This is a genomic window from Hymenobacter sp. BT559 (assembly GCF_017571525.1).
GTDB classification, from domain to species: domain Bacteria; phylum Bacteroidota; class Bacteroidia; order Cytophagales; family Hymenobacteraceae; genus Hymenobacter; species Hymenobacter ginsengisoli.
Map to the genome: position 1 here is coordinate 127,703 of NZ_JAGETY010000006.1, position 23,553 is coordinate 151,255.

Below are 23,553 nucleotides of genomic sequence, written 5' to 3' on the forward strand. Positions count from 1 at the left end.
GAACGAAATAGGTTAGTTGTAGCCGGGGTTCTGCGGTAGATTGGTATTCACAGTCCGGTCGCTGTTCGGAATGGGGAACAGCGTGCGGAACGACTCAATGTCTTTGCCAGCCGGTACGCCGCCTTTGAAAGCCCAGTTATAGCCGGTAGTGAATTTACCAAAGCGGATAAGGTCGGTACGGCGATGACCTTCCCAGTACAGTTCCCGGGCGCGCTCATCGAGGATATCATTCAGCGCAACGGCAGCCAGCGGTGCGGCGCCCGAGCGGGCCCGTACCTCGTTTACCTGGTCGAGGGCCGTGCCAGCCGTGCCGCCCGAGCCGCCCCGTAGCAAGGCTTCGGCATACATCAGCTTCACGTCGGCTAGGCGGAACATCGGGAAGTCGGTATCGGGGAAGTTGCCCGAGCCACCATTCACTTGTGCATCAGAGCCGGCTGCACCCGTCGAAGTAACATTCTTATACTTCAATACCAGGTAGCCATTGCTAAACAAGGTCAGCGTGTCTACGCTAGACTTCTGGCCCTTGGTGAAGAACAAGGTCTGGCGAGCGTCGGCATTACCTGTAGCGCCGCCCGGAAACAGCGTCGTCAGGGTAGGCTTGGTGCGCAGGCCGCCCCAGCCACCATTGATGCCGATAGCGGCGGGCTGTACGGCACCACCCACCGGGGCGTGCACGAGATAGGTCATGCCGCCATAGGTCTGGGTACGAATGCCATCGAACGTGATAGGGAAGATAATCTCGTTCTTAGCCGCCGATTTATCATTGTCGGCCAGGAAAAGCCACGAATAGTTGGGGCTCAGCGTATAGCCGGCGCCCAATACTTTGTTGGCATACGTGATAGCGTCGGTCGAGCGGTCGGTGCCGGTATACACCTTGGCGTTCAGGTACAGCTTGGTGAGCAGCGTCCAGCATACGGCCTTGTCGGCACGGGCATACACGGCGCGGGGGGCTAGCAGCAGCCCAGCCGCGTCTACAGCCTTCAGCTCCGACTCGATGTAAGTGAACAGGTCAGTGCCTTTTTTATACTGTGGAGTAGTGCCGATAGCATCATTCTCAGTAGCAAAAGGACCACCGCCAAACAGGTCGAGGGCGTGCCAGTACGAAAGGGCCCGAAGCACACGGGCCTCTTCGCGATAAACGCGTACCGTATTAGCCGCGTCCGAGCCTAAGCCACGCTTCGACAGGTTGGCGTCCGAAGTCTGGCGAATGAACTCGTTGCAGAGAGCGATTTCGTAAAACACCCGGTCGTAGGTGGCGCGCACAAACTCGTTGTTGGCATCCCACTGGTCCGTGTTCAATTTAGGAAGCGTACCATCGTTCCAGCCAATAATGGCTTCGTCGGTGGTTACTTCCTGCACCTGCCAGTACTGGCGCAGGTAGTTCGAAAAGCCTTCGTCGATGCCCGTGATGTCGGGCTGGCCGGCGGGGCCCTGCTGGCCGCTCACCGCGAAGGTGGCGTAGAGGCGGGCTAGCACCTGCTGAATCTGGGCGGGGTCGCTATACACCACCTCCGCGTTGGCCGAATAGTCGGGCGCCTGATTGAGGTCTTTGGTGCACGAGGAAGCGGCGGCCAGCCCGGCGGCGAGCGCTAACATTCCCAGGGTGCGAGTGAAGTTGCGTTGCATAATAGCGATAGGGTGGGAAAAATTAGATACCAAGGTTTAGGCCAACGGTGAACGTACGAGGACGGGGGTAAATCGTATTGTCGATGCCCTGGGTGTTAGGCGTGCCGAAGTTTACAATTTCGGGGTCCAGGCCCGTGTACTTCGTGATTACAAACACGTTCTGAACTGCAAAGCTGAGGCTTAAGTTCGTACCTTTCTTAATTAGCTGGCCAAAATTGTAGCCTAGCGTAGCGTTCTGCATCCGCAGGAACGAGCCATTCTCCATGAAGTAGTCCGAATAGTACTGAGCCGAGGTGAAGCCTGAGTTCAGTACCTCGCGGTTCTTGTTGCTCACAAAGCCATTGCTGCCGGCGTCGTAGAAGGCCCCCGAGCGCTGGTTGTTGTAGATGTAGTTACCGAGGTTAGCCCGCAGCGTGAAGGCCAGGTTAAGGCCACCGTAGTTGATGTTGGCACCACCACCAAGGATGTAGCTTGGGCGGGGCGACTTGTAAACATAAAAATCGTCGGCAGTCGTGCCATTGCCATTACGGTCTACATACACGCCTTCGAGGGGCTTGCCATTCTGGTCGTACACCTGCTGCTGCAGATAAAACGACTGGGCCGCATAGCCAGCTTTGTTTACTTGAATCGTATTGCCTACGCCACCGCTGATGCCGCCCACCTTGTATACATCAGGTAGATAAGTAATCTCGTTGTGGTTGTACGTGGCATTGGCATTCACCGTAATGTTAAGACGGTCGCCCTTAACTACATCCATGTTAACTACGGCCTCTACCCCTTTGTTGGTGAGCGAGCCGATGTTAAAGTTGCCAGCGTTGGAAAGGCCGGACAGCGCGGGGATAGTGACGAAAGCCAACAGGTTTTTCGTGTCGCGCTTGTACACGTCGATAGAGCCGTACAGGCGGCCGCCGAAGAAGCCGTAGTCCAAGCCCGCGTTGTAGGTCGTCGTGGTTTCCCAGGTAATGTTGGGGTTGTACTGATTCGGGCGCAGCGTCTGATAGAACGTGTTGCCGAGCTGGTACTGCGCCGTGAGCGTGCTCAGGCCCAGGTTGGCCAGGTAGGGGTAGTAGTTGCTATCGCCCAAGTCCTGCTGGCCGGTCTTGCCATAGCCAAAGCGCAGTTTCAGGTCCGAGATAGCCGTGTTGTCCTTCAGGAAATCCTCGCCTTTTATGCGCCAAGCAATGGCACCCGATGGGAAATAGCCGAAGTGATTTGGGTTAAAGCGCGAAGTGCCATCGGCGCGGAAAGTGCCGGTGACCAAGTACTTATCCGAGAAGTTCAGGTTAAGACGGGTGTAATAACCTTCCAGCACGTTGGTGTTGAGCGTAGTATATGAGCCATTGTAGGCCGGGGCCACGGGCTGCTGGAAAACGGTGCCGTCAGCCGAGTAGTTATTAACGATGTAGTTGCGGTTCTGAAACTTCTGGAACGAGTAGCCTGCCAAGAATTCCAGCTTGGTGTTGGCACCAAACGTGTGCTCGTAGCGGCCATAGGCTTCAAGCAGCGTGTTGTTGAGGTCCTGGGCGTAGTAATTGTTCACGCCGCGCTGGTTGAAATAGGCGGCAGCATTAGGAGCTGCATTAAGGGTACCCCGGCCGCGCTGAATGTCGTAGCCCACGTTGAGGTTGGCGCTCAGGCCCGGCACAAACGGGATTTTGTAGTCGAGCTGCAGGTTGCCAATGCTACGACGTACCGTGCTGCGGTCGCGGCGCTGGTTGATGAGGGCTACCGGGTTGAGTGTAGCCAGCGAGTTGAGGTTGCCATTGCCGCTAGGGTCCAGGAACTGGTAGTAGCCGCCAAACGGAGCATACTTGGGGTCCGAAGAAGTGATGGGCTGAGTGGGGTCATACGAAACGGCAGCACCCACGGCGCCCTGGTCCGAGAAGTTGTTGTCAATCCACGAGCCTTTCAGGTTCAGGTTTACGCGCAGGCTGCCGTTGAGCAGCACCGGGTTCAGGGTGATGGCGCCGGTGTAGCGCTTCAGGTCGTTGCGCTTCAGGATGCCTTCCTGGTAGAGGTAGCCAGTCGAGATGCGGTAGGGCAGAATGCCCGCCGCGCCGCTGATGCTCACGTTGTTATCAGCCGTGTAGGCAGTGCGGTAAATTTCGCGCTGCCAGTCGGTGCTGGCGTTGCCCAGCGAGGCCTTCTGGCTAGCCGAGCCCTTGGCGTTTACTAGGGCCTTAAATTCGCTGGCATTCAGCACATCCACGTACTTAACAGGCGTAGACAGCGACTGCTGCGTCGAAGCGGTAGCGTGGAACGTGTCGCCCTGCGTACCGCGCTTGGTGGTGACCAGGATAACACCGTTCGAAGCACGCACCCCGTAGATAGCCGTCGACGAAGCATCTTTCAGCACCGTGATGCTCTCGATGTCGTTGGGGTTGATGAGTGTCAGGACGTTAGAAGCCCCAGATAGGCCCGTGTTATCTACCGGCACGCCATCGATAATAATAAGCGGCTGGTTAGAAGCCGACAACGACGAGCCGCCGCGGATAAGAATCTGCGAATTTGCGCCCGGTGCGCCACCGCCGGTCGTAATCTGCACGCCAGCTACTTTGCCTTGCACTAGCTGCTCCGGGCTGGTTACCTGGCCCTTTACAAACTGCTTGGAGTCGATTTGCTCTACCGAGCCCGTCAGGTCCTGGCGGCGCTGCGTGCCATAGCCAATTACTACGGCTTCGCCCAGGGCAGTGGCATTTTCAGCCAGCGTCTGGGCCGCTACGTTGGTCGTTTGGCCGGCCCGCACCGTCACCGGTACCCGGCTGGTAGCGTAGCCTACAAAAGAGATTACCAGCGTGTGCCCGCCGGTCGGAATGCCCGAGATAGTGTAGGTACCATCGGCATTGGTAGAGCCACCAACACTGGTGCCTTCTACCAGCACGGTTACGCCGGGGAGGCCTTCATTTTTAGCGTCGGTTACACGGCCGCTTACTGTGCCGGTACCCGCTTGGGCCCAGGCGCCTAGCGAAGCAGTCAGGCCTAGTACTAATAGAAGGAGAAACCGTAGTTTCACCAAGTAGGGTTGTTTCATAAATTTGAAACTGGGGTGGGGAAAAGTGAAATAGAAATTACAAGCTCAGAGGCTCTTGGCTAGCCGGCACAACGCGTGAAAATGGCCACTTACTGGTGCCAGGCAGGCCTCCGCAACAAGGAAGAAAAAAGGTGAGTAAGACCTGCAATCGATTGCAGATTGAATGGGGCAGAATGTTAAAAAATTATTAGAATTCATAGCAAGATAAGCCATCGACCCAGCAGAAACCAACTAAAAAGCCCCTGCCAGCACGTGTGCACAAACCGCTTTTGGGGCACGGTCATGGCCATAGCATTTCGATAGTGGATAGAGGCTTTGTATAAAACATATTTATCTTATAAATAAATATTTAAATTTAACAAGCAAAATATTGAGCATTTGATTTAGGTAATCCGTTGAAAGGCATTGCTATGGCGCGATGTATTGCTCAAGATAGGCTAGCGGATTCCTGCGTGTAGAACCGTTGCGGGCTAGGTAAAAGCAGCTACAGTTTGGTAGGGTCCAGTGCCTGCTTCATCAGAAAAACAGACTGCCTAGCTGCCCATGAAAGGCAGTTTTTTGTGGTAGCTAGGCGCTAAGTCACGGCACAAATTCTGCTCAGCGGCTCATTATACTAACAGTAGTTAGCTTTTGCGTTTTAAAACGGTGGCAAAAACTGCTTAGGCACCCTATATTTTGTTGAAATCAACGGGGCTTGCCCGCTAAGAAATGCGCTCCGTACTTTTGGATGATTTCGATTGCTTCCATGAAACCACTCCAGTATTCTTTGGCGCTGAGTTTAGCGTTGTCGCTTCTTGCTACCAGCGCCCGCGCTCAGACCCGTCGGCCGGCCCCTGGCAAGCCCGTGCCCGGCAAGGCGGCTTCCAAAGGCCGCCCCGGCACCAAAGTGCCGCCCCCGCCGCCCGCGCCCATCGAAGCAGCCAAGCGGATAGAGGCGGAAGATGAAAAGCCGCCGCTCGTTATCAATCGGATAAAGATTAAGGACCCAGTGCTGGTATTTTATCAACAGGCCGGCCCTACCAATGCTGTGCAGCAGCTGCTAATGGATGAAAAGAGCCTAGGGCTACTGAAAACCATGCCGCTGGAAGAGCTGGTTGCTCGCCGCGAGGTTTTTATTGATGGGCTAGGCAACTACGACCCACCCAAAGGCACGGCCGATGCGCAGAAATACCGCCTGGCTGGCGTGAGCCTGCTGGCCAACAGCGAAAAGCGCAAAGCGGCCCCCGACGGCCGCAGCACCTACGCCCGCCTGAAAGTGCCTAGCCCCGGCGACCTCTACGTAGTGCGCGAATCGGCGGAGGAATATCGTCACTTCGTGAGCGGCCCTCAGAAAAAAGGCTCGCGTATCGATTTCAGCGTCAATGGCTTGCCGGGGGTTGATTCTGTGCGGGCGGTGTATACGCTACGCAAAATTGATACCTCGGAGCGTGGCACAAGCGGTGACGTTATTCGGTAAGGGCGCTCGCGAAATCATTAAAAAGCACTTGTATGCATGGAATGAAGTGGCCAGTTAGGCTATGGTTGAGCGCGTTTGCAGCGTTACTGTCGTGGCAGGCCCAGGCTCAAACTACACTGCGCCTTACGGTGCCAGCCACTACTCCGGTCGCACAATCCATTTATGTAGCCGGCTCTTTCAATAATTGGACGCCTGGCGCGGCGGACTTTGCGCTGACCCGCCAAGCCGACGGCAGCTACCAGCTGACCCTGCCCGCCACGGTACGTGGGGTGCAGGAATTTAAGTTTACGCGTGGCTCCTGGGCCACGGGCGAGGCCGACGCGGCGTTTCAGCCGGTGGCCAATCGCCGCGCCGAGTTTGGGGCTAGCCCCGCTGTGCATACGTTTCAGGTAGTGAACTGGCAGGACCAGCGCCCTGGCGGCACCGCTCCGGCCGCCCCAAAGCCCCACACGCAGACCGTTAACGTGCACATCCTCAGCGATTCGTTTCGGCTGCCGCAGCTAGGGGGGCGAAGGCGCCGGGTGTGGCTCTACTTGCCTCCTGGCTATGCCGCAGCCCGGCTGAAGCGCTACCCGGTGCTGTACCTGCAAGATGGCCAGAACGTGTTTGATGAGGCAACTTCCTTTTCGGGCGAGTGGGGCGTTGATGAAACGCTGAACCGCTTGGCAGCGGGTAAAAGCGGCCCCGAGTGCATCGTGGTGGCCATTGATAACGGGGGTGAGCGCCGCCTCGATGAGTACTCGCCGTGGCCCAACGCCGAATATAAGAAGGGTGGGGAAGGCGACCAGTATACCAACTTTCTGGCGCTTACCCTAAAGCCCTACATTGATGCGCACTACCGCACTCAGCCCGACGCTGCGCACACCGCTATTGCCGGCTCCAGCATGGGCGGCCTCATTGCGCTGTATGCGGGGCTGAAATATCCGCTGCTGTTTGGGCGAATAGGGGTGTTTTCGCCCGCCATCTGGTTTGCCAAAGACTCGATTTTGGCCTATGAGCGTCGCCGGCCTGCCCCGCGGGCTAGCCGGTTCTATTTTGTGGCGGGCCTTGGCGAGAGCGAAACGATGGTGCCGCTGATGAAGGAGGTGCGCGCAGGCCTGCTGGCCAAGGGTGTGCCAGCCAGCCACATTGCCTACACTACGCCCGCCGATGGCAAGCACGCCGAATGGTTTTGGCGGCGCGAGTTTGGGCCGGCCTACCGCTGGCTGCTGGCCGAGTAAGCACGCAGGCAAGCAAAAATAATCTGTCGAAAACTTGCGGGTGTTGGCGCCGCCCGTATATTTGCCGCCATATGAACCGCCACCAGCTAGTCATTACCGCGATGAATTGCCGACCCAAACCGGGCTCCGGAATCGCGCGTCATGGCCAGCTGCCTCGGGCACTCAGCAACTAAAAATGCTCCCGCCCCTCCCGTTCAGCTAAGCTTTACAGCCCGATTCCAGGTCTCTGGAATCGGGCTTTTTTTTGGTGTTTCCTTTTCGTTACCGCTATGTCACTGCACGTGCTTGCCCGCCCGCACCACCCCGCCACGCCCGCTTCGGGTATGGTCTGGAAGATGTTGTTCGACCGCCAGCAGGCGCTGCTGCATCGCTGGGCTAGCCCGGCGTTTGGCCAAGCCGTGGTTGAGCTGGGTCTGCGCCGCGATGCATTGCCTAATCTCACGCACATCGGCCAACTGGTGCACCAGCGCACGGGCTGGACACTGCTGCTCACGAGTACTCCAGTGAGCGAAACGACGTACTACGCGGCCCTGGCCCGGCGCGAACTGCCGATAGTATCACGGCTGCGCAGCTTTAGTGAGTTTGACCAGCCGCCTGGTGGGCCCGACCTGTTCGCCGACCTCTTTGGGCGGGTGCCACTGCTGCTGGAGCCCGGCTATGCCAGCGCACTGCAAGGCCTGGGGCAAGCCTGGGCGCTGGCCACCGCGCCGGCCGCGCTGGCCTTGTTGCGGCGCTTCACCCGTGCCACCTTCGACCGGGGCTTGCTGGCAGGCCCTAGCGGCCGGCCGCAGTTTTACGGCGCGGCACTGCTCACCTCGGCCCGCCACCTGCACGCAGCGGCCGCCGCCGATGCAGCAGCCTATCAGCCCCTGGCCAGTGCGCTACCTGCTTTGAGCCAGCCCGAGCTAATTGAAAGCAACTTGCTGGCCGTGGAAGCACCTGTTTATTACGTAGCTGCCAACTGGGCTGACCTGGGCGCGGCGGTGCAGGGCTTGCATCAGCAGCTTGCGAAACTGCACCGCCAAGCCCTGGCAAGCCGGCCGCTACCCTTTGCCAGCGTACCGGCCGCGGCCGATAGCCGGAGCCGAGCATTTGCGGCGCGTATTCCCGGGCTGCGCTAGGGCCTGGCTCAACGCCCTATTAAAAAAGGCGCCCACTTCAAGCGAAGTGGGCGCCTTTTTAGGAGCAGTAAGTTGGGTTAGGCTTTAAGACGCGCCTTGAGGTAAGCCAGGGCGCGCTGGTGCGCATCGGCGGCTAGCTCTCTATTGAACTTGGGGTTGGAAGGGTTGGCGAAGGCGTGGTCGGCGGGGTATTCTTTTACAGCTACCTTTTTGCCGGCGGCAGCCATGTCTTTCTCAAACTGCTTTACCACCTCGGGGTTAATCCATTTATCCTGCTCTGCGAAGAGGCCTAGCACGTCTGAATTCAAGGTTTTGAGCTTGGCTACGTCTTTTTCGGGCATCCCGTAATACATCACGCAGCCCACGGTTTGCTTGCCGCCAAGCAGGGCGCTTTGCAGGCTCCAGCCGCCGCCAAAGCACCAGCCTATCGAGGCAAACTGCGCTTTCGGGCCGGCGTATAGCTGGGCGCCTTTGATGATGGCCTGAGCGCGCTCGGTTTTCACGCCCTGCATCAGCTTGCCGGCTTCTTCGGGTGTGGTGGCCACCTGGCCGTCGTAGAGGTCCAGGGCAATAACGTTTACGCCGGGTAGTTCCTGGGCGTAGGTCGCAGCCTCCTTCTTGATGTAATCGTTCAGCCCCCACCATTCGTGGATGACGAACAGGTACTTATTGCTCGGCTTGGCGCTCTTGATTTCGAAGCCGTGGCCGGTCTGCCCGTCGGTAGTTTTGAAAGTTATCATCTGGCCATCACCCTCATACGAATAGGGGAGTGGGGCATCGTGGCCGCCCGAGAAGTCCTTATCGGTAGCGAGCATGGCGAAGGCCTCGGTGGCGCTGGGGCCGGCCGGGCGGGCGCAGCAGCTCAGCACTGTGGGGGTGGTTTGGGCAGTGGCGGGGCCTAGCGAAAGGGCCGCCGCCAGCAAGAGAAGTAGTTTTTTCATGGGTAAAAATGAGGGTGGTCCGGAAAGGTGCTAGCCTAACCGGACCACTACGGTACAGGTTTTCGGAAGGGGCGCCGCGCTAGCCCTCGTACTGTGTGCGCACCACGGCGCCCAGCTCAGTAAGCAGCGAAAACAGGCCCACGAAGGTGCGGTTCAGGTACACGAAGTGGGCCGAGCCGCGGGGCTCGCGCTGCTGGCGCAGCTCTTGGTCTTGCAGTAGGTCGTCGCCCAGGGCGTAGAGACTTTGCAGGTAAGCGGGGTCGCCAAAATCAAACGTGTCCTGACGGAAGGGGCGGCCTACCAGCTCCAGCGACTGCGTGAGCGTGCGCAGGTACATAGCGCGCAGAGCAGGCGCGTCAGCGGGGCGCAGCACGCCGGCTTCGGTGAGCAGCGCTTCGAGGCGGGCCGGGTCGGCTAGGGTCTCAGGCGCTAGCAGAGCCAGAAACTGTTGCTGCTCCAAGGGCGGCACGTCTTTGACACAGCCGAAGTCGAGCACGCCCACGGTGCCGCCGTTGGCACTGCTAAACAGGAAGTTGCCCGGGTGCGGGTCAGCGTGCAGCTGGCGCAGCTCACGCAGCTGATATTGGTAAAAATCCCAGAGCGCCTGGCCAAGCTGGTTGCGCACCGCCGGGCTAGGCTCGGTGGCCAGAAACTCCTTGAGGTGCTGGCCGGGCAGCCAGGCCATGGTGAGGATGCGGGCCGATGACAAGGCCGGATAGTAGGTTGGAAACTGTAGGTGCGGCAGGTGGCCACACTTGGCTGCCACGGCCTGGCCACGGCTCAGCTCTAGCTTATAATCAGTCTCTTCCATGAGGCGCGCCTCTACCTCGGCCAGGTAGGGGCGCAGGGTTTCTTCCTTCAGGCCTATAATACGCAGGGCCACCGGCTTCACCATCGCAATGTCGGACCGGATGCTGGCGCCCACCCCAGGGTATTGCACCTTCACGGCCAAGGGCTTGCCTAGCTTGCGGGCAAAGTGCACCTGCCCGATGCTGGCGGCCTGCCGGGCCTCGGGCTCAAACTCATCGAATAGCTGGCTGGGTGAGTGCCCGAAGGCATCGCGGAAAGCCTTGACTACCAATGGGCCCGAGAGCGGTGGTGTCTGGTACTGCGCCTGCCGGAACTGCTCGGCGTAGGCCGGGGGCAGCAGGTTTTTCTCCATCGCCAGCATCTGCGCCACTTTCAGCACCGAGCCTTTCATCTCACTAAGCGTGCCGTAGAGCTCGGCGGCGTTGGCCTGGTGCAGGTCGGCGGTAGGGGAGTCAGCCCCCACGGCTTTTTTGGCGTAGTGCTGCACGTAGTTGGCGCCCACTTTGAGGCCGGTTTTGGCAAAGCGGGCGGCGCGGGCCACTTTTGAGGTAGGCAGCGATTCCTGGGGCTGGTCGTCAGACATGGCTAGGCGCGCTTTTGCAGCAAAAACCGGCCGAAATCGAGGGCCGAATCGAAGGTATTGCGGCCCACCAGGTCGAAGCTCAGGGTCACGGCCTTTTCCACGGCGGCGTCGGTGCGCTCGAAGTTGGCCGACTCGTCGCGCACGAAATAGAGCAGGATGAACTGCAGCTGGCGCAGGAAGAGGCGCCCGTAGCCATCCTGCAAAAAGGGCCGGCTAGCCACTTCGCCAGTGGCGCGGCCCTCCTGCAATATCTCCTGCACAAAGTCTTTGAAATCAGCTTCAAACTGATTTAGCACCTTGGGCACCAGCGCTGGTTGCCGCTTTTGCGAGCGGCCGAGCGTGAGCAGCACAAAGCTGCGGTTGTTTTTCAGGATTTCGAGCAGTGTATAATAAAATGCCAGCAGCTTTTCGCGGGCGCCGTAGCCTTGCCAGGCGGGCTCCAGGGCCGCCTGAGTGCGGGCTTCGCGGCCAAAATCAACCCACGCTTCCCGGTTGATGCTGGCAAAGGAGGCGTAGTAACGGTAAAACTCGCCCTCCGAAATACCCTGTGCATCGGCAAAGGCAAAAACGGTTTTGGGGGCGTAGCCGTGGCGGCGCAGGTAGTCGAGGTAGGCGGGCTTTAGCGAAGTAGGCTCCATGCCAGTACAACCACTAGGCTAGCCCGGCAGTTCGGGCTAGCCGCGCTTATTTTGGGGGTGGCCGGGCGCTATTTTAGTTTGCCCATGCCGCCATCTACGGCCAGCACCTGGCCCGTGATAAAAGTAGCCTGGTCGGAAAGCAGGAAGGCGGCCATGCCGGCCAGGTCGCCAGCCCGGCCTACGCGCTGCAAGGGGTGGCGCTTGGCGCCGGCCTCGGCCTTTTCGGGCGTGTTGAGCAGGGCGGCGGCCAGGGGTGTATCGGTCAGGCTGGGTGCCAGGCAGTTGACGCGGAGACCGCTAGCGGCATACTCAGCGGCCAGCGCACGAGTGAGGCCTTCCACGGCAGCTTTGGCAGTGGCGATGCTGGTGTGAAAGCTCATGCCCACGGCGGCGGCCACAGTGCTGAATAGCACCACGCTAGCCCCACCTTCGGCCTTTTTGAGGCGCTTAATGGTCGCCTGCAGTGCCTGCACCGCCCCTAGCACGTTCAGCTCAAAATCGGTGCGAAAGTCCTCGGATGGCACCCGCTCAAAAGGCCGCAGCTTGATGGAGCCGGGGCAATAGACCAGGCCGTGGAGCACCTCGGGCAGGGCGTCGAAGGCCGCGCCTACGGGCTGCGTGGCATCGTAGGGGAGGTGGGTGGTACTCAGCGCCGCCAGCTCGGGCGACAGGTGGCGCGAGGCCGTGAATAGCGTGGCCCCCTCGGCGTGCAGCTGTTGGGCCGTGGCTAGCCCAATGCCCGACGAGGCACCAATAACGAGGATATTCTTACCAGTAAAAGTCATGAGGTCAGCGCAAGCAAGTAGTTGAGCCTCGCTAACGGTTGAGCTAGGGCCAGGGTTGGCGGCTAGCCGGGCTACTCGGCGGCTAGCTCGCTGGCGGGCGCCGGGGCGGGGCTAGCAGTCGGCTTTGGCTTTTTGCTCACCAGCCACACGCCCACGAAGATGAGCGCCGCCTGCCAGGCTTTGTCCAGGGTAAACTGGTCTTTGCCCGTAGCCACGGCAATGAGTACCGCCAGCACGGGCTGGAGGTAGATATACACCCCTAGCAAAGCGGGCGTGGCATACTTCAACGCCCAGTTATTCAGCAGATAGGCCAGGATAGTGAGGAAGAATATCATGTAGCCTATTTCGCCCCAGATGTAGAGCGGGAAGCTGGCGTAGTCGGCCCGAATGGCCTGCGGCAAGCCAATGGGAATGGCAATGACGCCGCCCACCAGAAAAATGCGCGCCAGTACCGTAAACGCGTGATACTTACGCATGAGTGGCGCCACTATTACCAAGTAAAGACCAAACACGGTGGCGTTGAATAGCAGGTATAAGTTGCCGAGCAGCGCATTCTGGGCCTCCGCGCCATTGCTGGGCCGGCTCAGGATGAGGGCCGCCGCACCCACCGTGCCCAGCGCCACGCCCGCCAGCTTGGGCAGCGTGATTTTATCTTTGAGCAGCACCGCCGAGGCCAGCACTACCACGATGGGCGAGACGGTCTGGAGCAGCGAGGCATTGATGGGCGTGGTGAGGTTGAGGCCAGCAAAAAACGACAATTGATTGAGCCCGATGCCCAGCACGCCGCTGGCAATGGCCCGCAGGTTGTCGGCCCGCCCCCGAATGCGCTCGCCGGGCGCCACCACTAGCTGCAACAGCCCAAAAAACAGCGCCGCCCCGGCAATGCGCAGCGTCACGATGCCCAGCGGCTGCATGTAGTGCGGCATAATATCCTTGGCGAGGCTATAGGTGCCGGCGTAAATGAGCGAAACCAGAAACAGGGCCGTGTGCAGGCGAATTTTAGCGAACATAAAAGGGGAGCGCAAGTAACGCGACTCAACGAGGGCGGAGCCAACTTTGTAGTTCGCGTTCGAGGGCCGGTAAGCATCGTTAGGTACGGCGCGCGAATGCGAACTACAAAGTTGGCTCCGCCTTCGTTGAGTCGCGCTACGTTATCTGTTTATGGCTTCCCTTTTCGATACTCCTACCACGGCCCCGCTGGCCGAGCGCCGCCGCCCACGCCGCCTGGCCGACTACGCGGGCCAAACCCATTTGCTGGGCCCAAACGGCGTGCTACGCCGCTACCTGGCTGCGGGGCGCCTACCCTCGCTCATTCTGTGGGGCCCGCCGGGCGTGGGCAAAACCACGCTAGCCCTACTGCTGGCCGACGAGCTGAAGCGACCCTTTGCCATGCTTTCGGCCATCAATGCCGGGGTGAAAGATGTGCGTGAGGTCATCGACCGCGCCAAAAAGCAGGCCGGTACCATCCTGTTTATCGATGAAATTCACCGCTTTAGCAAGGCGCAGCAAGATGCGCTGCTGGGGGCGGTGGAGAATGGCACCGTCACGCTCATCGGGGCGACTACCGAAAATCCGTCGTTTGAGGTAATTCCGGCCCTGCTCTCGCGCTGCCAGGTGTACACGCTAGAGGCACTGAGCGCCGACACGCTGCGCGACATCGTGCGCCGGGCGCTGGCCGAAGACGAAATTCTAAGTAAGATTCCGGTCGATGTCATCGAAGACCACGCCCTGCTAGCCCTCTCGGGCGGCGATGCGCGCAAGCTGCTCGGCCTGCTGGAGCTGGTAGTCGAAAGCATGCCCCCCGACCCTAGCGGCCGCGTGCAGCTCACCGACGAGGCCGTGCAGCGCACCGCCCAGCGCCCGCTGGCCCGCTACGACAAGGGCGGCGAAATGCACTACGACGTCATCTCAGCCTTTATTAAAAGCATCCGCGGCTCGGACCCCAACGCCGCGCTCTACTACCTGGCCGTGATGCTGGAGGGCGGCGAAGATGTGAAATTTATCGCCCGGCGCCTGCTTATTCTGAGTTCCGAAGACATCGGCAACGCCAATCCCAACGCCCTGCTGCTCGCCCAGAGCTGTTTTCAGGCCTGCACCGTTATCGGCCTGCCCGAGTCGGATTTGATTCTCAGCCAGACGGTCATTTACCTTGCCACCTCGCCCAAGAGCAATGCCGCTTACACAGCCATTCGGGCGGCGCAGGCGCAGGTGCGGCAGCAGGGTGTGCACCCCGTGCCGGTGCCGCTGCGCAATGCCCCCACCAAGCTGATGAAGGAGCTCGGCTACGGCCAGGCCTACCAATACTCGCACAATGGCGAAGGCAATTTTGCCTACCAGGAGTTTATGCCCGAGGCGCTGAGCGGCACACGCTACTACGACCCCGGCGACAACCCCGCCGAGGCCAAAATCCGGGAGCGCCTGCGCGGCTGGTGGCAGGAAAAGTATGGTTACTAGCCCAGCCCTCAGATTTAAACGGATTTAACGGTTTGCGCCGATACGCCTACCTGCGGTGGGCTGACTACGCGGGGCCGCAGCCTGCGACTAAGCTTGCGCAGTGTAATGCGCAAGCCAGGGCCGCGATATAACCTGGCAGCAAGCGGCGGCTGTATCTTGCCGCTCGCGTAGTCAGCTTGCTTTAGCAAGCGTATCGGCGCAATCCATTAATCCGTTAAATCTGCGGTCCTGTGAGGCAATTTTTTAAGTTTGTGCTAGCCACTGTGGTGGGGCTGGTAGTGTTTTCGGTGCTGGGCTTTATTCTGCTGACGGGCCTAGCCGCAGCCCTTAGCCGCAGCACCGCCACCAGGCCGGTAGCCAGCAACTCGGTGCTTGAGTTAAAATTTGACAAGCCCATTTCGGAGCGCAAGCAGAGCGCCGACTTGCTGGGTAACAGCGGCTCGACGCTGGGGTTGGTTGGGATAAAAGACGTCATTCGCCGGGCCAAAACTGACGATGACATCAAGGGCATTTTGCTTAATCTGGAGCTGGTGCAGGGCGGCATGGCTAGCCTCGAAGAGGTGCGCGACGCGCTGCTCGACTTCAAGCGCTCGGGTAAGTTCATCGTGGCGTACCACGAGATTTCGTCGGAGAAAAGCTACTACCTCTCCTCGGTGGCCGATGAAATTTACCTGCACCCGCAGGGCACGCTGGAGTTCAATGGCTTGAGCTCGGAGGTGATGTTCTACAAGCGGCTGTTCGACAAGGCTGGCATCGAGCCCTACATCTTCCGGGTGGGCTCCTTCAAGAGCGCCGTGGAGCCGTTCTTTCGCGAAAACTTTTCCGACTCAGCTCGCTACCAGACGGTAGCCTACCTCAACTCGCTCAACGACCACATGATTGGCCAGGTGGCCGAGAGCCGCAAGATTCCGGCGCAGCGCCTCAAGGTGATTTCCGACTCGATGCTGGTGCACAATGCCAAAGACGCCCTGCGGCTGCACCTCGTCACCAAGCTCGGCTACTTCGACCAGGTGCAGGACTATATGCGCGGTAAGCTGGGCATTAAAGCCGATAAGAAGCCTAGCGTAGTGAGCCTGAGCGACTACCAGGATAACAGCAAGACCGACGAAAAGGAAGGCAATACCAGCGGCAACCGCATCGCCGTCATCTACGCCGAGGGCGACATCGTAACCGGCCGCGGCTCGGACGACAATATCGGCAGCGACAAGTTTGCCGAAGCCATCCGCAAGGCCCGCCTCGACGATAAGGTGAAGGCCGTGGTGCTGCGCATCAACTCGCCCGGCGGCTCGTCGCTGGCCTCCGACATCATCTACCGCGAGGTGGTGCTGACCAAGAAGGTGAAGCCTATCATCGCCAGCATGAGCGACGTGGCGGCTAGCGGCGGCTACTACATTGCCATGGCCTGCGATACCATCGTGGCCCATCCTAATACCATTACGGGCTCCATCGGCGTGTTTGGCGTGCTGCCCAACATCCAGCCGCTGCTGGCCGATAAGCTCGGCATCACCGTCGACCGCGTTACGACGGGCAAGTTCTCCGACCTACCCACCATCACCCGCGCCCTCACGCCCTACGAGAAGCAACAGCTTCAATTAGAAGTGAATGATATCTATGCCGACTTCACTACCAAGGCCGCGCTAGGCCGCCACATGCCCGTCGAGCGTCTGCGCCGCATCGCGTCGGGCCGGGTGTGGAGCGGCAGCGAGGGCAAGCAGATTGGCCTCGTCGACGTGCTGGGCTCGTACGAAGACGCGCTAAAAATTGCCGCCGCCCGCGCGCACATCAAGGCCGACGACTACCAGGTGCAGCGCCTGCCGCGCCAAAAAACGGCAATCGAGAAGTTCTTCAGCCGCTTCACTGGCGGCGGCGACGATGACCAGGCCGCTGCCGAAGCCCGCGTGCTGCAAGCCAAGCTCGGCCCGCTCTACCCGGCCGTGCGCCAGTACCAGCAGCTCATGCAGATGCGCGGCGTGCAGGCGCGCCTGCCGTATGAGCTGGAAATCAAGTAGTCTATCAGCAAGTAATAAAAAAGAACGTCCTGCTGCGCCGGTCGAAGCATCTCGCTCGCGCCGCTAGGGTCACTAACCCAACGAAACGGGAGAGATACTTCGACCGACTCAGCAGAATGTTCTTTTGTGAAATGGTTTTTATGAATAAGCTTTTCCCTGCGGTAGCAGCCGCGTTTGTCCTGGCTAGCCTCGCCCCCACGGCCCACGCCCAAACCACCCTGTACCAGCCCCGCGACATCAAGCGGGCTTATGCCAAGGGCACCCGCGCCGCCGACGGCCGCCCCGGCCCCAACTACTGGCAAAACCGCGCCCGCTACGACATTACGGTGCAGGCTGCGCCGCCCGCGCGCGACATTCGGGGCCGTGAAACCATCACGTATTTCAACAATAGCCCCGATACGCTTAAGAGCCTGACCATCCGGCTTATTCAGAATATTCATAAGCCCGGCGTGGCGCGTGAAGGCGATGCCTCGCCTGATTATATCACCGAGGGTGTTTCCATCGATTCCTTCGCCGTGGGCGGGCAGACCCGGCAGTACAACGGCCGCGGCGGCGCTACCGCCCAGGTCATTGCCCTGGCCAAGCCCCTGCTGCCCCACGACTCGGTGCGGCTGGCCTTCGGCTGGCACTTCCCCATCTCGGAGCAGAGCGGCCGCGAGGGCATGCTCGATAAAACGACCTTTTTCCTGGCCTACTTCTACCCGCGCGTTGCGGTGTACGACGACTACAACGGCTGGGACCGTCTGCCTTTTGTAGACAGCAAGGAGTTTTACAACGACTTTAATGACTACACGTTGCGGGTGCGGGTGCCGGCCAATTACCTCGTGTGGGCCACCGGCACGCTGCAAAACCCCAAGCAGGTATTGCAGCCCGCGTTTGCCAAAAAGCTGGAGAAGTCGATGACCAGCGACCAGATTATTCACATCGCCACGCCCGCCGACCTGGCCAAGAAAAACATCACGGCCCAGCAGCCCTTCAACACCTGGGTGTGGAAGGCCAGCGACATTTCGGACGTGACGCTGGCTCTGAGCAACCACTACGACTGGGACGCGGCTAGCGTAGTAGTAGACCCCGCCACCAAGCGCCGAGCCAGCGTGCAGGCCGCCTTTGGCGACTCGACCGAGGATTTTCACTCATCCGTCAAGTTCAGCCAGAACGCGCTGAGCTGGTTTTCGCGCAACTGGCCCGGCGTGCCCTATCCGTTTCCAAAGATGACGGTGGTGCAGGGCTTTGCCGACATGGAATACCCGATGATGGTGAACGACAGCCCCGAAAAGGACCTGAAATTTGCCCAGCTGGTGCAAGACCACGAAATCGCCCACACCTACTTCCCGTTCTACATGGGCATCAACGAGAGCCGCTACGCTTTCATGGATGAGGGGTGGGCCACCACGTTTGAGCTGCTCATCGGGCGGGCCGAGAATGGCCCGGCGGCGGCCGACGAGTTTTACCGCAAGTTTCGGGTCACGCGCTGGATAAATGACCCTAGCACGGCCGAAGACCTGCCCGTTATTACCCCGAGCAGCGAGCTCAAGGCTGGCTACGGCAACAACTCCTACGGTAAAGCATCGCTGAGCTACCTGGCGCTCAAGGATATGCTGGGCGATGACTTGTTCAAGAAATGCCTGCACACCTACATGGACCGCTGGCACAGCAAGCACCCCATTCCGTGGGATTACTTCAACTCGATGAGCAGCGCTTCGGGCCAGGACCTGACCTGGTTTTTCCAGAACTGGTTTTTCAGCAATGGCTACATCGACCTGGCGCTCACCAAAGCCGACAAAACGGCCCAGGGCACGGTCGTAACCATCCAGAACGTGGGCGGCTTTGCCGTGCCCGTTGACCTGAAAGTGACCTACGCCGATGGCAGCAGCGAAACGCTGCATCGCTCGCCCGAGCTCTGGCGCGCCAACCAGCAGCAGGCCAGCCTCACCATTCCGGCTGGCAAGGCCGTACAAAGTGTGGCCTTCGACCACGGCCTCTACCTCGACGCCGACCCGAAAAACGACCGGCTAGCCCTATAACCCAACCAGTAGCGCGAAGCTTCCGCATCGTGCGCGAGCAGCGCGAGCGTCTCGCGCTGGGGCCACCTGGCCCCGCCGTCTCGCTGCCGCTCGCGCACGAAGCGGAAGCTTCGCGCTACTTACTTCTTTATCCCATGCAAGCCATCCGCGAAGCCGCTGCCTATATTCAGGCACATTCCAATAATTTTCAGCCAGTTACCGGCATTATTCTCGGTACCGGGCTAGGGGCCCTAGCCAAGGAGGTCGAAGTAGCACATGAAATCAGCTACGCCGACATTCCCAATTTTCCGGTGAGCACCGTGGAGAGCCACGCCGGGCGCCTGCTGCTCGGCACCCTGGCCGGGCAACAAGTGGCGGTGCTGCAGGGGCGCTTTCATTATTATGAGGGCTATACGATGCCGCAGGTGGTGCTGCCTGTGCGGGTGCTCAAGCTTCTGGGTATCAAGAAGTTGTTTGTTAGCAATGCGGCTGGCGGGCTCAACCCGGAGTTTGCCATGTCCGATTTGGTGCTTATCGAAGACCACATCAACCTGCTGCCCACCAATCCGCTTATCGGCCCCAACCTCGACGAGCTGGGCCCGCGCTTTCCCGATATGTTTGCGCCCTACGATGCCGACCTGCTAGCCCGCGCCCGTGCGGCGGCCGAGGCGCTGGGGCAGGGGAGTACTACCCAGCGTGGCGTGTACGTGGCCGTGCCCGGCCCCATGCTCGAAACGCCCGCCGAGTACCGCTACTTGCGCACCATCGGGGCCGACGCCGTAGGCATGAGCACTGTGCCGGAGGTTATTGCGGCCCGTCACCTGGGCCTGCCGGTGCTGGCCGTGTCAGTTATCACCGACCTCTGCTACCCCGGTCAGCTCAAGCCCGTGCAGCTGCCGGAGATATTAGCTGCGGCCGCCACCGCCGAGCCTCGCCTCACGGCCCTCATGAAAGCCGTGCTGACGCAGGGCTAGCGGGCTGCTGGACTAAGTAAGCCGAGCTAAGAATAGCAGATTTTTCATACAAAGCATAGCTTGCTATACGAGATTGCTGTATGAAAAATCTGCTATTCTTGGCGCTATGGCTACTGCGGCCATGGGCCGCGCTGGCACAAGATGCCTCACTGGCTACCCGGCCCGATAGCCTGCTCAAAGTAAACGTAGTGGGCAGCGGCCGCTACACGCACTGGCTGTACTCCATGAACGGGGAGCCAGTCACGAGCTCTACACTCAAAAAGCTGCTGGCCAAGTATCCTGAGTCGGCGGTCGAGCTGCATAAATACCGGGCGCAAAAGCGTAATGCGTTGTTGCTGCTGCCGGTTTTTGTAGCTTCGACAATAGTAGGTGGCCTAGCGGCTGACCAGCAGCGCGATAAGCCTGGCTCTAATTTCAGCAAAGCCCCGCTGCCCTTCTCTATTTCGCTCGCTGCTTTTTTTGGCAGTATCGCACTAGCGGTCAGCAACGACCACTACGAGAAAGCCATTGAGGCGTACAACGGTCATTTTCATAAGCGGCAGGCAGTTCGCTAGCCTCACTTTAGAATAACCGTGCGCTTGTCGCTCACGAGCACTGAAAATACCCCAAGCCCGCCCTGCACCGTGCTGTGAATGGCGGAGGGCTGGGCGAAGGGGTTGCCGTTGGCATTGCGGGCGTTGCGCACCGACTGCCGGAAGTCGAAATACAGCGAGTCGACGTGGTAGAGCGTAGCCGTCACGGTGTCGCCCGGCCGGAAGCGGTAGGTGGTGACCTGTGCGTAGGATTGCCCATTGAAGAGCTTGTCGCGAATGTCGTTGTCAGTTTCCGAGTTGTTGGCCGGCTTGCCCTTGTGCAGCATCAGGCGGTAGAAGTCGATGGTGGCGCCGGGGTCGGTCCACTTCGTCATGAAATAGGCTTTCTTGTTATCACCCGTTAGCCCATTAAACTTGTATTTAACCGAGTCGATAGGAATAAATGTCGGCGTGATGGCCGTGCCCGTAAGGTGCCGGCCGCGCTTGTCCTGCGCATCGAGGCCAAACTGCTGGCCGGCCGTTGCGGTAATAGCTCGGGTACCGATGTGCGTATAATACTTCCCGGTTGAGGCATCGATACCGGGGCTGAAGCGTAGCGGCATGGGCTGCCCGCCCGGCAGTGTCAACGACACCGTTACGTCGGTGGGCAATTGAATGGTCTGCCCATTGGGCAGCGTCAGAATCTGCGAGCCCGCCGCAATAGCCTGGCCGTTATCCAGGTAGGGCACTGACTCCGTGATGGATAAGCGAGGTACTACGCCGCTTTCTAAGTAGCACTCTGCTACCAGCTGGTTGGGGTAGGTTGGCAGTACTACGTTGGCATCATTTTGCAGTTTTTTGCAGCCAGCCAGCACCCCAAGCAACCCAAACCCTATTAAAACCTTCCGACGCATACTCACTACCAAAAACATACTTACTAAAAATAACCCTCTAAAAGCCAGCCTGCTTTAGCTGGCGTATCTGCGAAATCCGTTTAGTTCGTTTGAATCTGCGGTTAGAACTTGAAATTGTACGTTACCGAGGGAATGAGCGGAAACAGCGATACCTGCTGCGCCCGGTAGCCCGTGACCTTGTCCGTGGCCTTGTCGCGGGTTTGCTCGAAGTAGATGAAGTAGGCATTGCGACGGTTGTAGGCGTTGTAAATGCTAAAGGTCAGGTCGCGCTGACCGCTAATGCGCGAGGGCCGCAGCTTATACACCAGGCCCAAATCGAGGCGGTGATAAGGTATCATGCGGTACGAGTTGCGGTCGGGGTACACCGGCACGGCCTGAATGCCCCCCTGGTAGATATCTTGAAGAGCAAACCGCCCAAATGGCAGCGTGGTCGGTGCCCCGCTCGTGTACACAAAGCTAGCCGTGAGCGAGATGCGCGGATTGAGCTCGTGCAGCACCACAATGTTGAGGTTGTGGCGCCGGTCGTAGTTTGGGTAAAAATCGTGCCCGTTATTGATGCCCGTGGTGCCAAGCTGCGGCGGGAAGTTGCGCTTGGTCCAGGCGAGGGTGTAGCCAATCCAGCCGGTGGTTTTGCCGGTTTTCTTCTCCAGGTACAGCTCGTTGCCATAGGCCCAGCCGCGCCCAAACAGAAACTGCGAATCGAGGTCGTTATTGGCAAAAATCTGGGCGCCGTCCCGAAAGTCAATCTGGTTGCTGGCCCACTTGTAGTATACCTCATCGGTGAGCAGAAACTTGCCGCCACCCAGCAAAAAGCTAGCCCCGGAGCTCACCTGCTGCGAGCGCTCAGGCTTCACCGACAGCCGCGACGGGTACCAGATATCGGTAGGCAGCGAGGCGCCCGAGTTTGACACCAGGTGAACGTACTGGTACATAAGCGCGTAGCTGCCCTTGAGCGCGATATTATCAGAGAGCGAGTAGCGGGCCGAAGCACGCGGCTCCAAGCCGCCAAAGTGGTTGGGCGCGCTTTGAAAACCGGTAGCGCGCAGGCCTAGCTCGGCTTGCAGCTTGTCGGTAACCTTAATATTATCAGTGGCATACACGGCGCCCTCCTGGCCGGTGTAGCTCACGTCGGCCCCGAAGTTCACGCTGTTGTCCTGGGAGCTACGCTGCAAGCGGCCCACGCCAAAATCGTGGTAAGTGAGCAGCGCACCAAACTTGACGTTGTGCCGGGTGTTGGGCACGTAGTCGAAATCGGTGCGCAGCGTGTAGTCCCGAATAGTCGAGCCTAGGTCGAAGCTGAACTGGTCAATGCTGTTGCCCAAATTGTATTTGTACGAGGTCACCGAAGCGGCCGTGTTCACAGTCAGCCTGGGCGAAAACACGTGCTGCCAGCGCAGCGCCCCTAGCGTATTGCCCCAGGTAAAATTGGCCTGGAAGCCATTGGGCGAGGTAAAGCCAAAAATATCGCGCCCCAGGTAGCCCGTGAAGAACAGTTGGTCCTTCTCGCCGAGCGTGTAGTTGGCCTTGGCATTGAAGTCGTAGAAATAGTAATCCGGGATGGGCGAGTAATCCTCTTTGCCGGCATTGGCGCGGTTGAGCGCCCTCGTAAAAATGTCGAAATAGGTGCGGCGCCCGCTCACGATAAACGAGCCTTTGCCTTTCTGAATAGGGCCCTCAAAGCTGAGGCGCGACGAAATGAGCCCGATGCCCCCCGTAGTTACAAATTTCTCGCGGTCGCCCTCGCGCAGCTTCACGTCTACCACCGACGACAGGCGCCCGCCAAACTGCGCCGGAAAGCCAGCCTTGTACAAATCAACGCTCTGCACAGCATCGGAGTTAAACACCGAAAACAGGCCAAACAGGTGGTTAGGGTTGTAGACCAATACATTATCTACGAGCACCAGGTTTTGGTCGGCCGAGCCCCCGCGCACAAACAAGCCGCTGCTGCCCTCGCCGCCGCTCTGCACACCAGGCTTCAGTTGTAAGGTCTTCAAAATATCGACCTCCCCGAAGAGGGCCGGCAGCAGCTTGGCCTCGCGAATGGTGAGGTGCTCGACGCCCATCTGGGTCGATTGCAGCTTCTCTTTCAACGTTTGCTGGCCCTGCACCACCACCTCAGCCAGTTCAGCGTTGGCAGCGGCTAGGGTAAAGGTATGCTGCTGATTGTGACGCAGATTGACCGCCAGCGTTTGCGAGGTGTAGCCCACAAACGACACCACCACCTGCTGCGGTCCTTCGGGCAGGCTGAGGCTGAAATGGCCATCGGCCTCGGTAGCTGTGCCGAGGTTCAGGGTAGGCACGGCCACCGAGGCGCCCGGCAGGGCCAGGCCATCGGCGCCGCGCACCAGCCCGCTAAAAGTATGCTGGGTTTGAGCTTGGCTTGCCTTCGGCAGCGTGCAGAATAAAAGGAAAAATATAAATAACCTGTACGGACGGAAAGCTCGGAGCATACCTGCAAATTACGACGCCAAGGGGC

The 23,553-nt window shown here is 59.5% G+C and carries 17 protein-coding genes; 8 read left to right on the forward strand and 9 right to left on the reverse strand.

The genetic code is table 11. The annotated features are described in order from the left end of the window. Nucleotides 1-12: 12 nt before the first annotated feature. Together J4D99_RS10090 and J4D99_RS10095 are read right to left on the reverse strand one after the other, a co-directional pair. Nucleotides 13-1,626, reverse strand: a complete 1,614-nt coding sequence (locus J4D99_RS10090) for a RagB/SusD family nutrient uptake outer membrane protein (RefSeq protein ID WP_208131575.1) — start codon at nt 1,624-1,626, stop codon at nt 13-15. A 22-nt stretch (nt 1,627-1,648) separates the two neighbouring features. Further along, nucleotides 1,649-4,657, reverse strand: a complete 3,009-nt coding sequence (locus J4D99_RS10095) for a SusC/RagA family TonB-linked outer membrane protein (protein WP_208131576.1) — start codon at nt 4,655-4,657, stop codon at nt 1,649-1,651. 784 nt (nt 4,658-5,441) lie between these two features. Between J4D99_RS10095 and J4D99_RS10100 the strand changes: the two genes are divergently transcribed. The 3 genes from J4D99_RS10100 to J4D99_RS10110 all read left to right on the forward strand — a co-directional run bounded on the left by J4D99_RS10100 (nt 5,442) and on the right by J4D99_RS10110 (nt 8,454). Continuing rightward, nucleotides 5,442-6,113, forward strand: coding sequence for a hypothetical protein (locus J4D99_RS10100; protein WP_208131577.1), 672 nt, complete (start codon nt 5,442-5,444; stop codon nt 6,111-6,113). A gap of 65 nt (nt 6,114-6,178) precedes the next feature. After that, nucleotides 6,179-7,333, forward strand: coding sequence for an alpha/beta hydrolase (locus J4D99_RS10105; protein WP_208131578.1), 1,155 nt, complete (start codon nt 6,179-6,181; stop codon nt 7,331-7,333). Nucleotides 7,334-7,602: 269 nt separating this feature from the next. Further along, nucleotides 7,603-8,454: a hypothetical protein gene (locus J4D99_RS10110; protein WP_208131579.1), complete on the forward strand. Its 852-nt coding sequence runs from the start codon at nt 7,603-7,605 to the stop codon at nt 8,452-8,454. A 77-nt stretch (nt 8,455-8,531) separates the two neighbouring features. Here J4D99_RS10110 and J4D99_RS10115 read toward each other — a convergent pair whose 3' ends face one another. From J4D99_RS10115 to J4D99_RS10135, 5 genes are all read right to left on the reverse strand, one after another. Then, nucleotides 8,532-9,395: a dienelactone hydrolase family protein gene (locus J4D99_RS10115; RefSeq protein ID WP_208131580.1), complete on the reverse strand. Its 864-nt coding sequence runs from the start codon at nt 9,393-9,395 to the stop codon at nt 8,532-8,534. Between the two features lie 79 nt (nt 9,396-9,474). After that, nucleotides 9,475-10,788, reverse strand: a complete 1,314-nt coding sequence (locus J4D99_RS10120) for an ABC1 kinase family protein (protein ID WP_208131581.1) — start codon at nt 10,786-10,788, stop codon at nt 9,475-9,477. 2 nt (nt 10,789-10,790) lie between these two features. Then, the gene (locus J4D99_RS10125) at nt 10,791-11,426 is read right to left on the reverse strand and encodes a TetR/AcrR family transcriptional regulator (RefSeq protein ID WP_208131582.1); all 636 of its coding nucleotides are present in this window, start codon (nt 11,424-11,426) and stop codon (nt 10,791-10,793) included. Between the two features lie 68 nt (nt 11,427-11,494). Then, nucleotides 11,495-12,211 carry an SDR family NAD(P)-dependent oxidoreductase gene (locus tag J4D99_RS10130; protein ID WP_208131583.1) on the reverse strand — a complete coding sequence of 239 codons (717 nt, stop codon included), beginning with the start codon at nt 12,209-12,211 and terminating at the stop codon, nt 11,495-11,497. A 71-nt stretch (nt 12,212-12,282) separates the two neighbouring features. Next, complete coding sequence (locus J4D99_RS10135) at nt 12,283-13,221, reverse strand: DMT family transporter (protein WP_208131584.1); 939 nt, start codon at nt 13,219-13,221, stop codon at nt 12,283-12,285. 151 nt (nt 13,222-13,372) lie between these two features. Between J4D99_RS10135 and J4D99_RS10140 the strand changes: the two genes are divergently transcribed. The 5 genes from J4D99_RS10140 (at nt 13,373) to J4D99_RS10160 (ending at nt 20,205) form a co-directional block, all read left to right on the forward strand. Then, nucleotides 13,373-14,665 (forward strand): replication-associated recombination protein A, encoded by a 1,293-nt coding sequence (locus tag J4D99_RS10140; RefSeq protein ID WP_208131585.1) that lies wholly within the window; start codon nt 13,373-13,375, stop codon nt 14,663-14,665. Nucleotides 14,666-14,916: 251 nt separating this feature from the next. Beyond that, on the forward strand, nt 14,917-16,674 hold the full coding sequence (sppA, locus tag J4D99_RS10145) for a signal peptide peptidase SppA (RefSeq protein ID WP_370551408.1): 1,758 nt from the start codon (nt 14,917-14,919) through the stop codon (nt 16,672-16,674). Between the two features lie 140 nt (nt 16,675-16,814). Next, on the forward strand, nt 16,815-18,698 hold the full coding sequence (locus J4D99_RS10150; RefSeq protein ID WP_208131587.1) for a M1 family metallopeptidase: 1,884 nt from the start codon (nt 16,815-16,817) through the stop codon (nt 18,696-18,698). A 134-nt stretch (nt 18,699-18,832) separates the two neighbouring features. Next, nucleotides 18,833-19,651, forward strand: coding sequence for a purine-nucleoside phosphorylase (locus tag J4D99_RS10155; protein ID WP_208131588.1), 819 nt, complete (start codon nt 18,833-18,835; stop codon nt 19,649-19,651). A gap of 80 nt (nt 19,652-19,731) precedes the next feature. Continuing rightward, nucleotides 19,732-20,205 (forward strand): hypothetical protein, encoded by a 474-nt coding sequence (locus J4D99_RS10160; protein WP_208131589.1) that lies wholly within the window; start codon nt 19,732-19,734, stop codon nt 20,203-20,205. A gap of 2 nt (nt 20,206-20,207) precedes the next feature. Here the strand turns inward: J4D99_RS10160 and J4D99_RS10165 are convergent, their stop codons facing one another. Together J4D99_RS10165 and J4D99_RS10170 are read right to left on the reverse strand one after the other, a co-directional pair. Further along, on the reverse strand, nt 20,208-21,077 hold the full coding sequence (locus J4D99_RS10165) for a DUF4249 domain-containing protein (protein WP_208131590.1): 870 nt from the start codon (nt 21,075-21,077) through the stop codon (nt 20,208-20,210). 101 nt (nt 21,078-21,178) lie between these two features. Then, nucleotides 21,179-23,422, reverse strand: a complete 2,244-nt coding sequence (locus J4D99_RS10170; RefSeq protein ID WP_309509579.1) for a TonB-dependent receptor — start codon at nt 23,420-23,422, stop codon at nt 21,179-21,181. Nucleotides 23,423-23,553: the final 131 nt, after the last annotated feature.

Excerpts from the sequence above, each read along its gene's own strand:
- J4D99_RS10090 (WP_208131575.1), bottom strand. The coding sequence starts at position 1,626 with ATGCAACGCAACTTCACTCGCACCCTGGGAATGTTAGCGCTCGCCGCC.
- J4D99_RS10095 (WP_208131576.1), bottom strand. The coding sequence starts at position 4,657 with ATGAAACAACCCTACTTGGTGAAACTACGGTTTCTCCTTCTATTAGTA.
- J4D99_RS10110 (WP_208131579.1), top strand. The coding sequence starts at position 7,603 with ATGTCACTGCACGTGCTTGCCCGCCCGCACCACCCCGCCACGCCCGCT.
- J4D99_RS10115 (WP_208131580.1), bottom strand. The coding sequence starts at position 9,395 with ATGAAAAAACTACTTCTCTTGCTGGCGGCGGCCCTTTCGCTAGGCCCC.
- J4D99_RS10120 (WP_208131581.1), bottom strand. The coding sequence starts at position 10,788 with ATGTCTGACGACCAGCCCCAGGAATCGCTGCCTACCTCAAAAGTGGCC.
- J4D99_RS10125 (WP_208131582.1), bottom strand. The coding sequence starts at position 11,426 with ATGGAGCCTACTTCGCTAAAGCCCGCCTACCTCGACTACCTGCGCCGC.
- J4D99_RS10130 (WP_208131583.1), bottom strand. The coding sequence starts at position 12,211 with ATGACTTTTACTGGTAAGAATATCCTCGTTATTGGTGCCTCGTCGGGC.
- J4D99_RS10135 (WP_208131584.1), bottom strand. The coding sequence starts at position 13,221 with ATGTTCGCTAAAATTCGCCTGCACACGGCCCTGTTTCTGGTTTCGCTC.
- J4D99_RS10140 (WP_208131585.1), top strand. The coding sequence starts at position 13,373 with ATGGCTTCCCTTTTCGATACTCCTACCACGGCCCCGCTGGCCGAGCGC.
- J4D99_RS10150 (WP_208131587.1), top strand. The coding sequence starts at position 16,815 with ATGAATAAGCTTTTCCCTGCGGTAGCAGCCGCGTTTGTCCTGGCTAGC.
- J4D99_RS10155 (WP_208131588.1), top strand. The coding sequence starts at position 18,833 with ATGCAAGCCATCCGCGAAGCCGCTGCCTATATTCAGGCACATTCCAAT.
- J4D99_RS10160 (WP_208131589.1), top strand. The coding sequence starts at position 19,732 with ATGAAAAATCTGCTATTCTTGGCGCTATGGCTACTGCGGCCATGGGCC.
- J4D99_RS10165 (WP_208131590.1), bottom strand. The coding sequence starts at position 21,077 with ATGCGTCGGAAGGTTTTAATAGGGTTTGGGTTGCTTGGGGTGCTGGCT.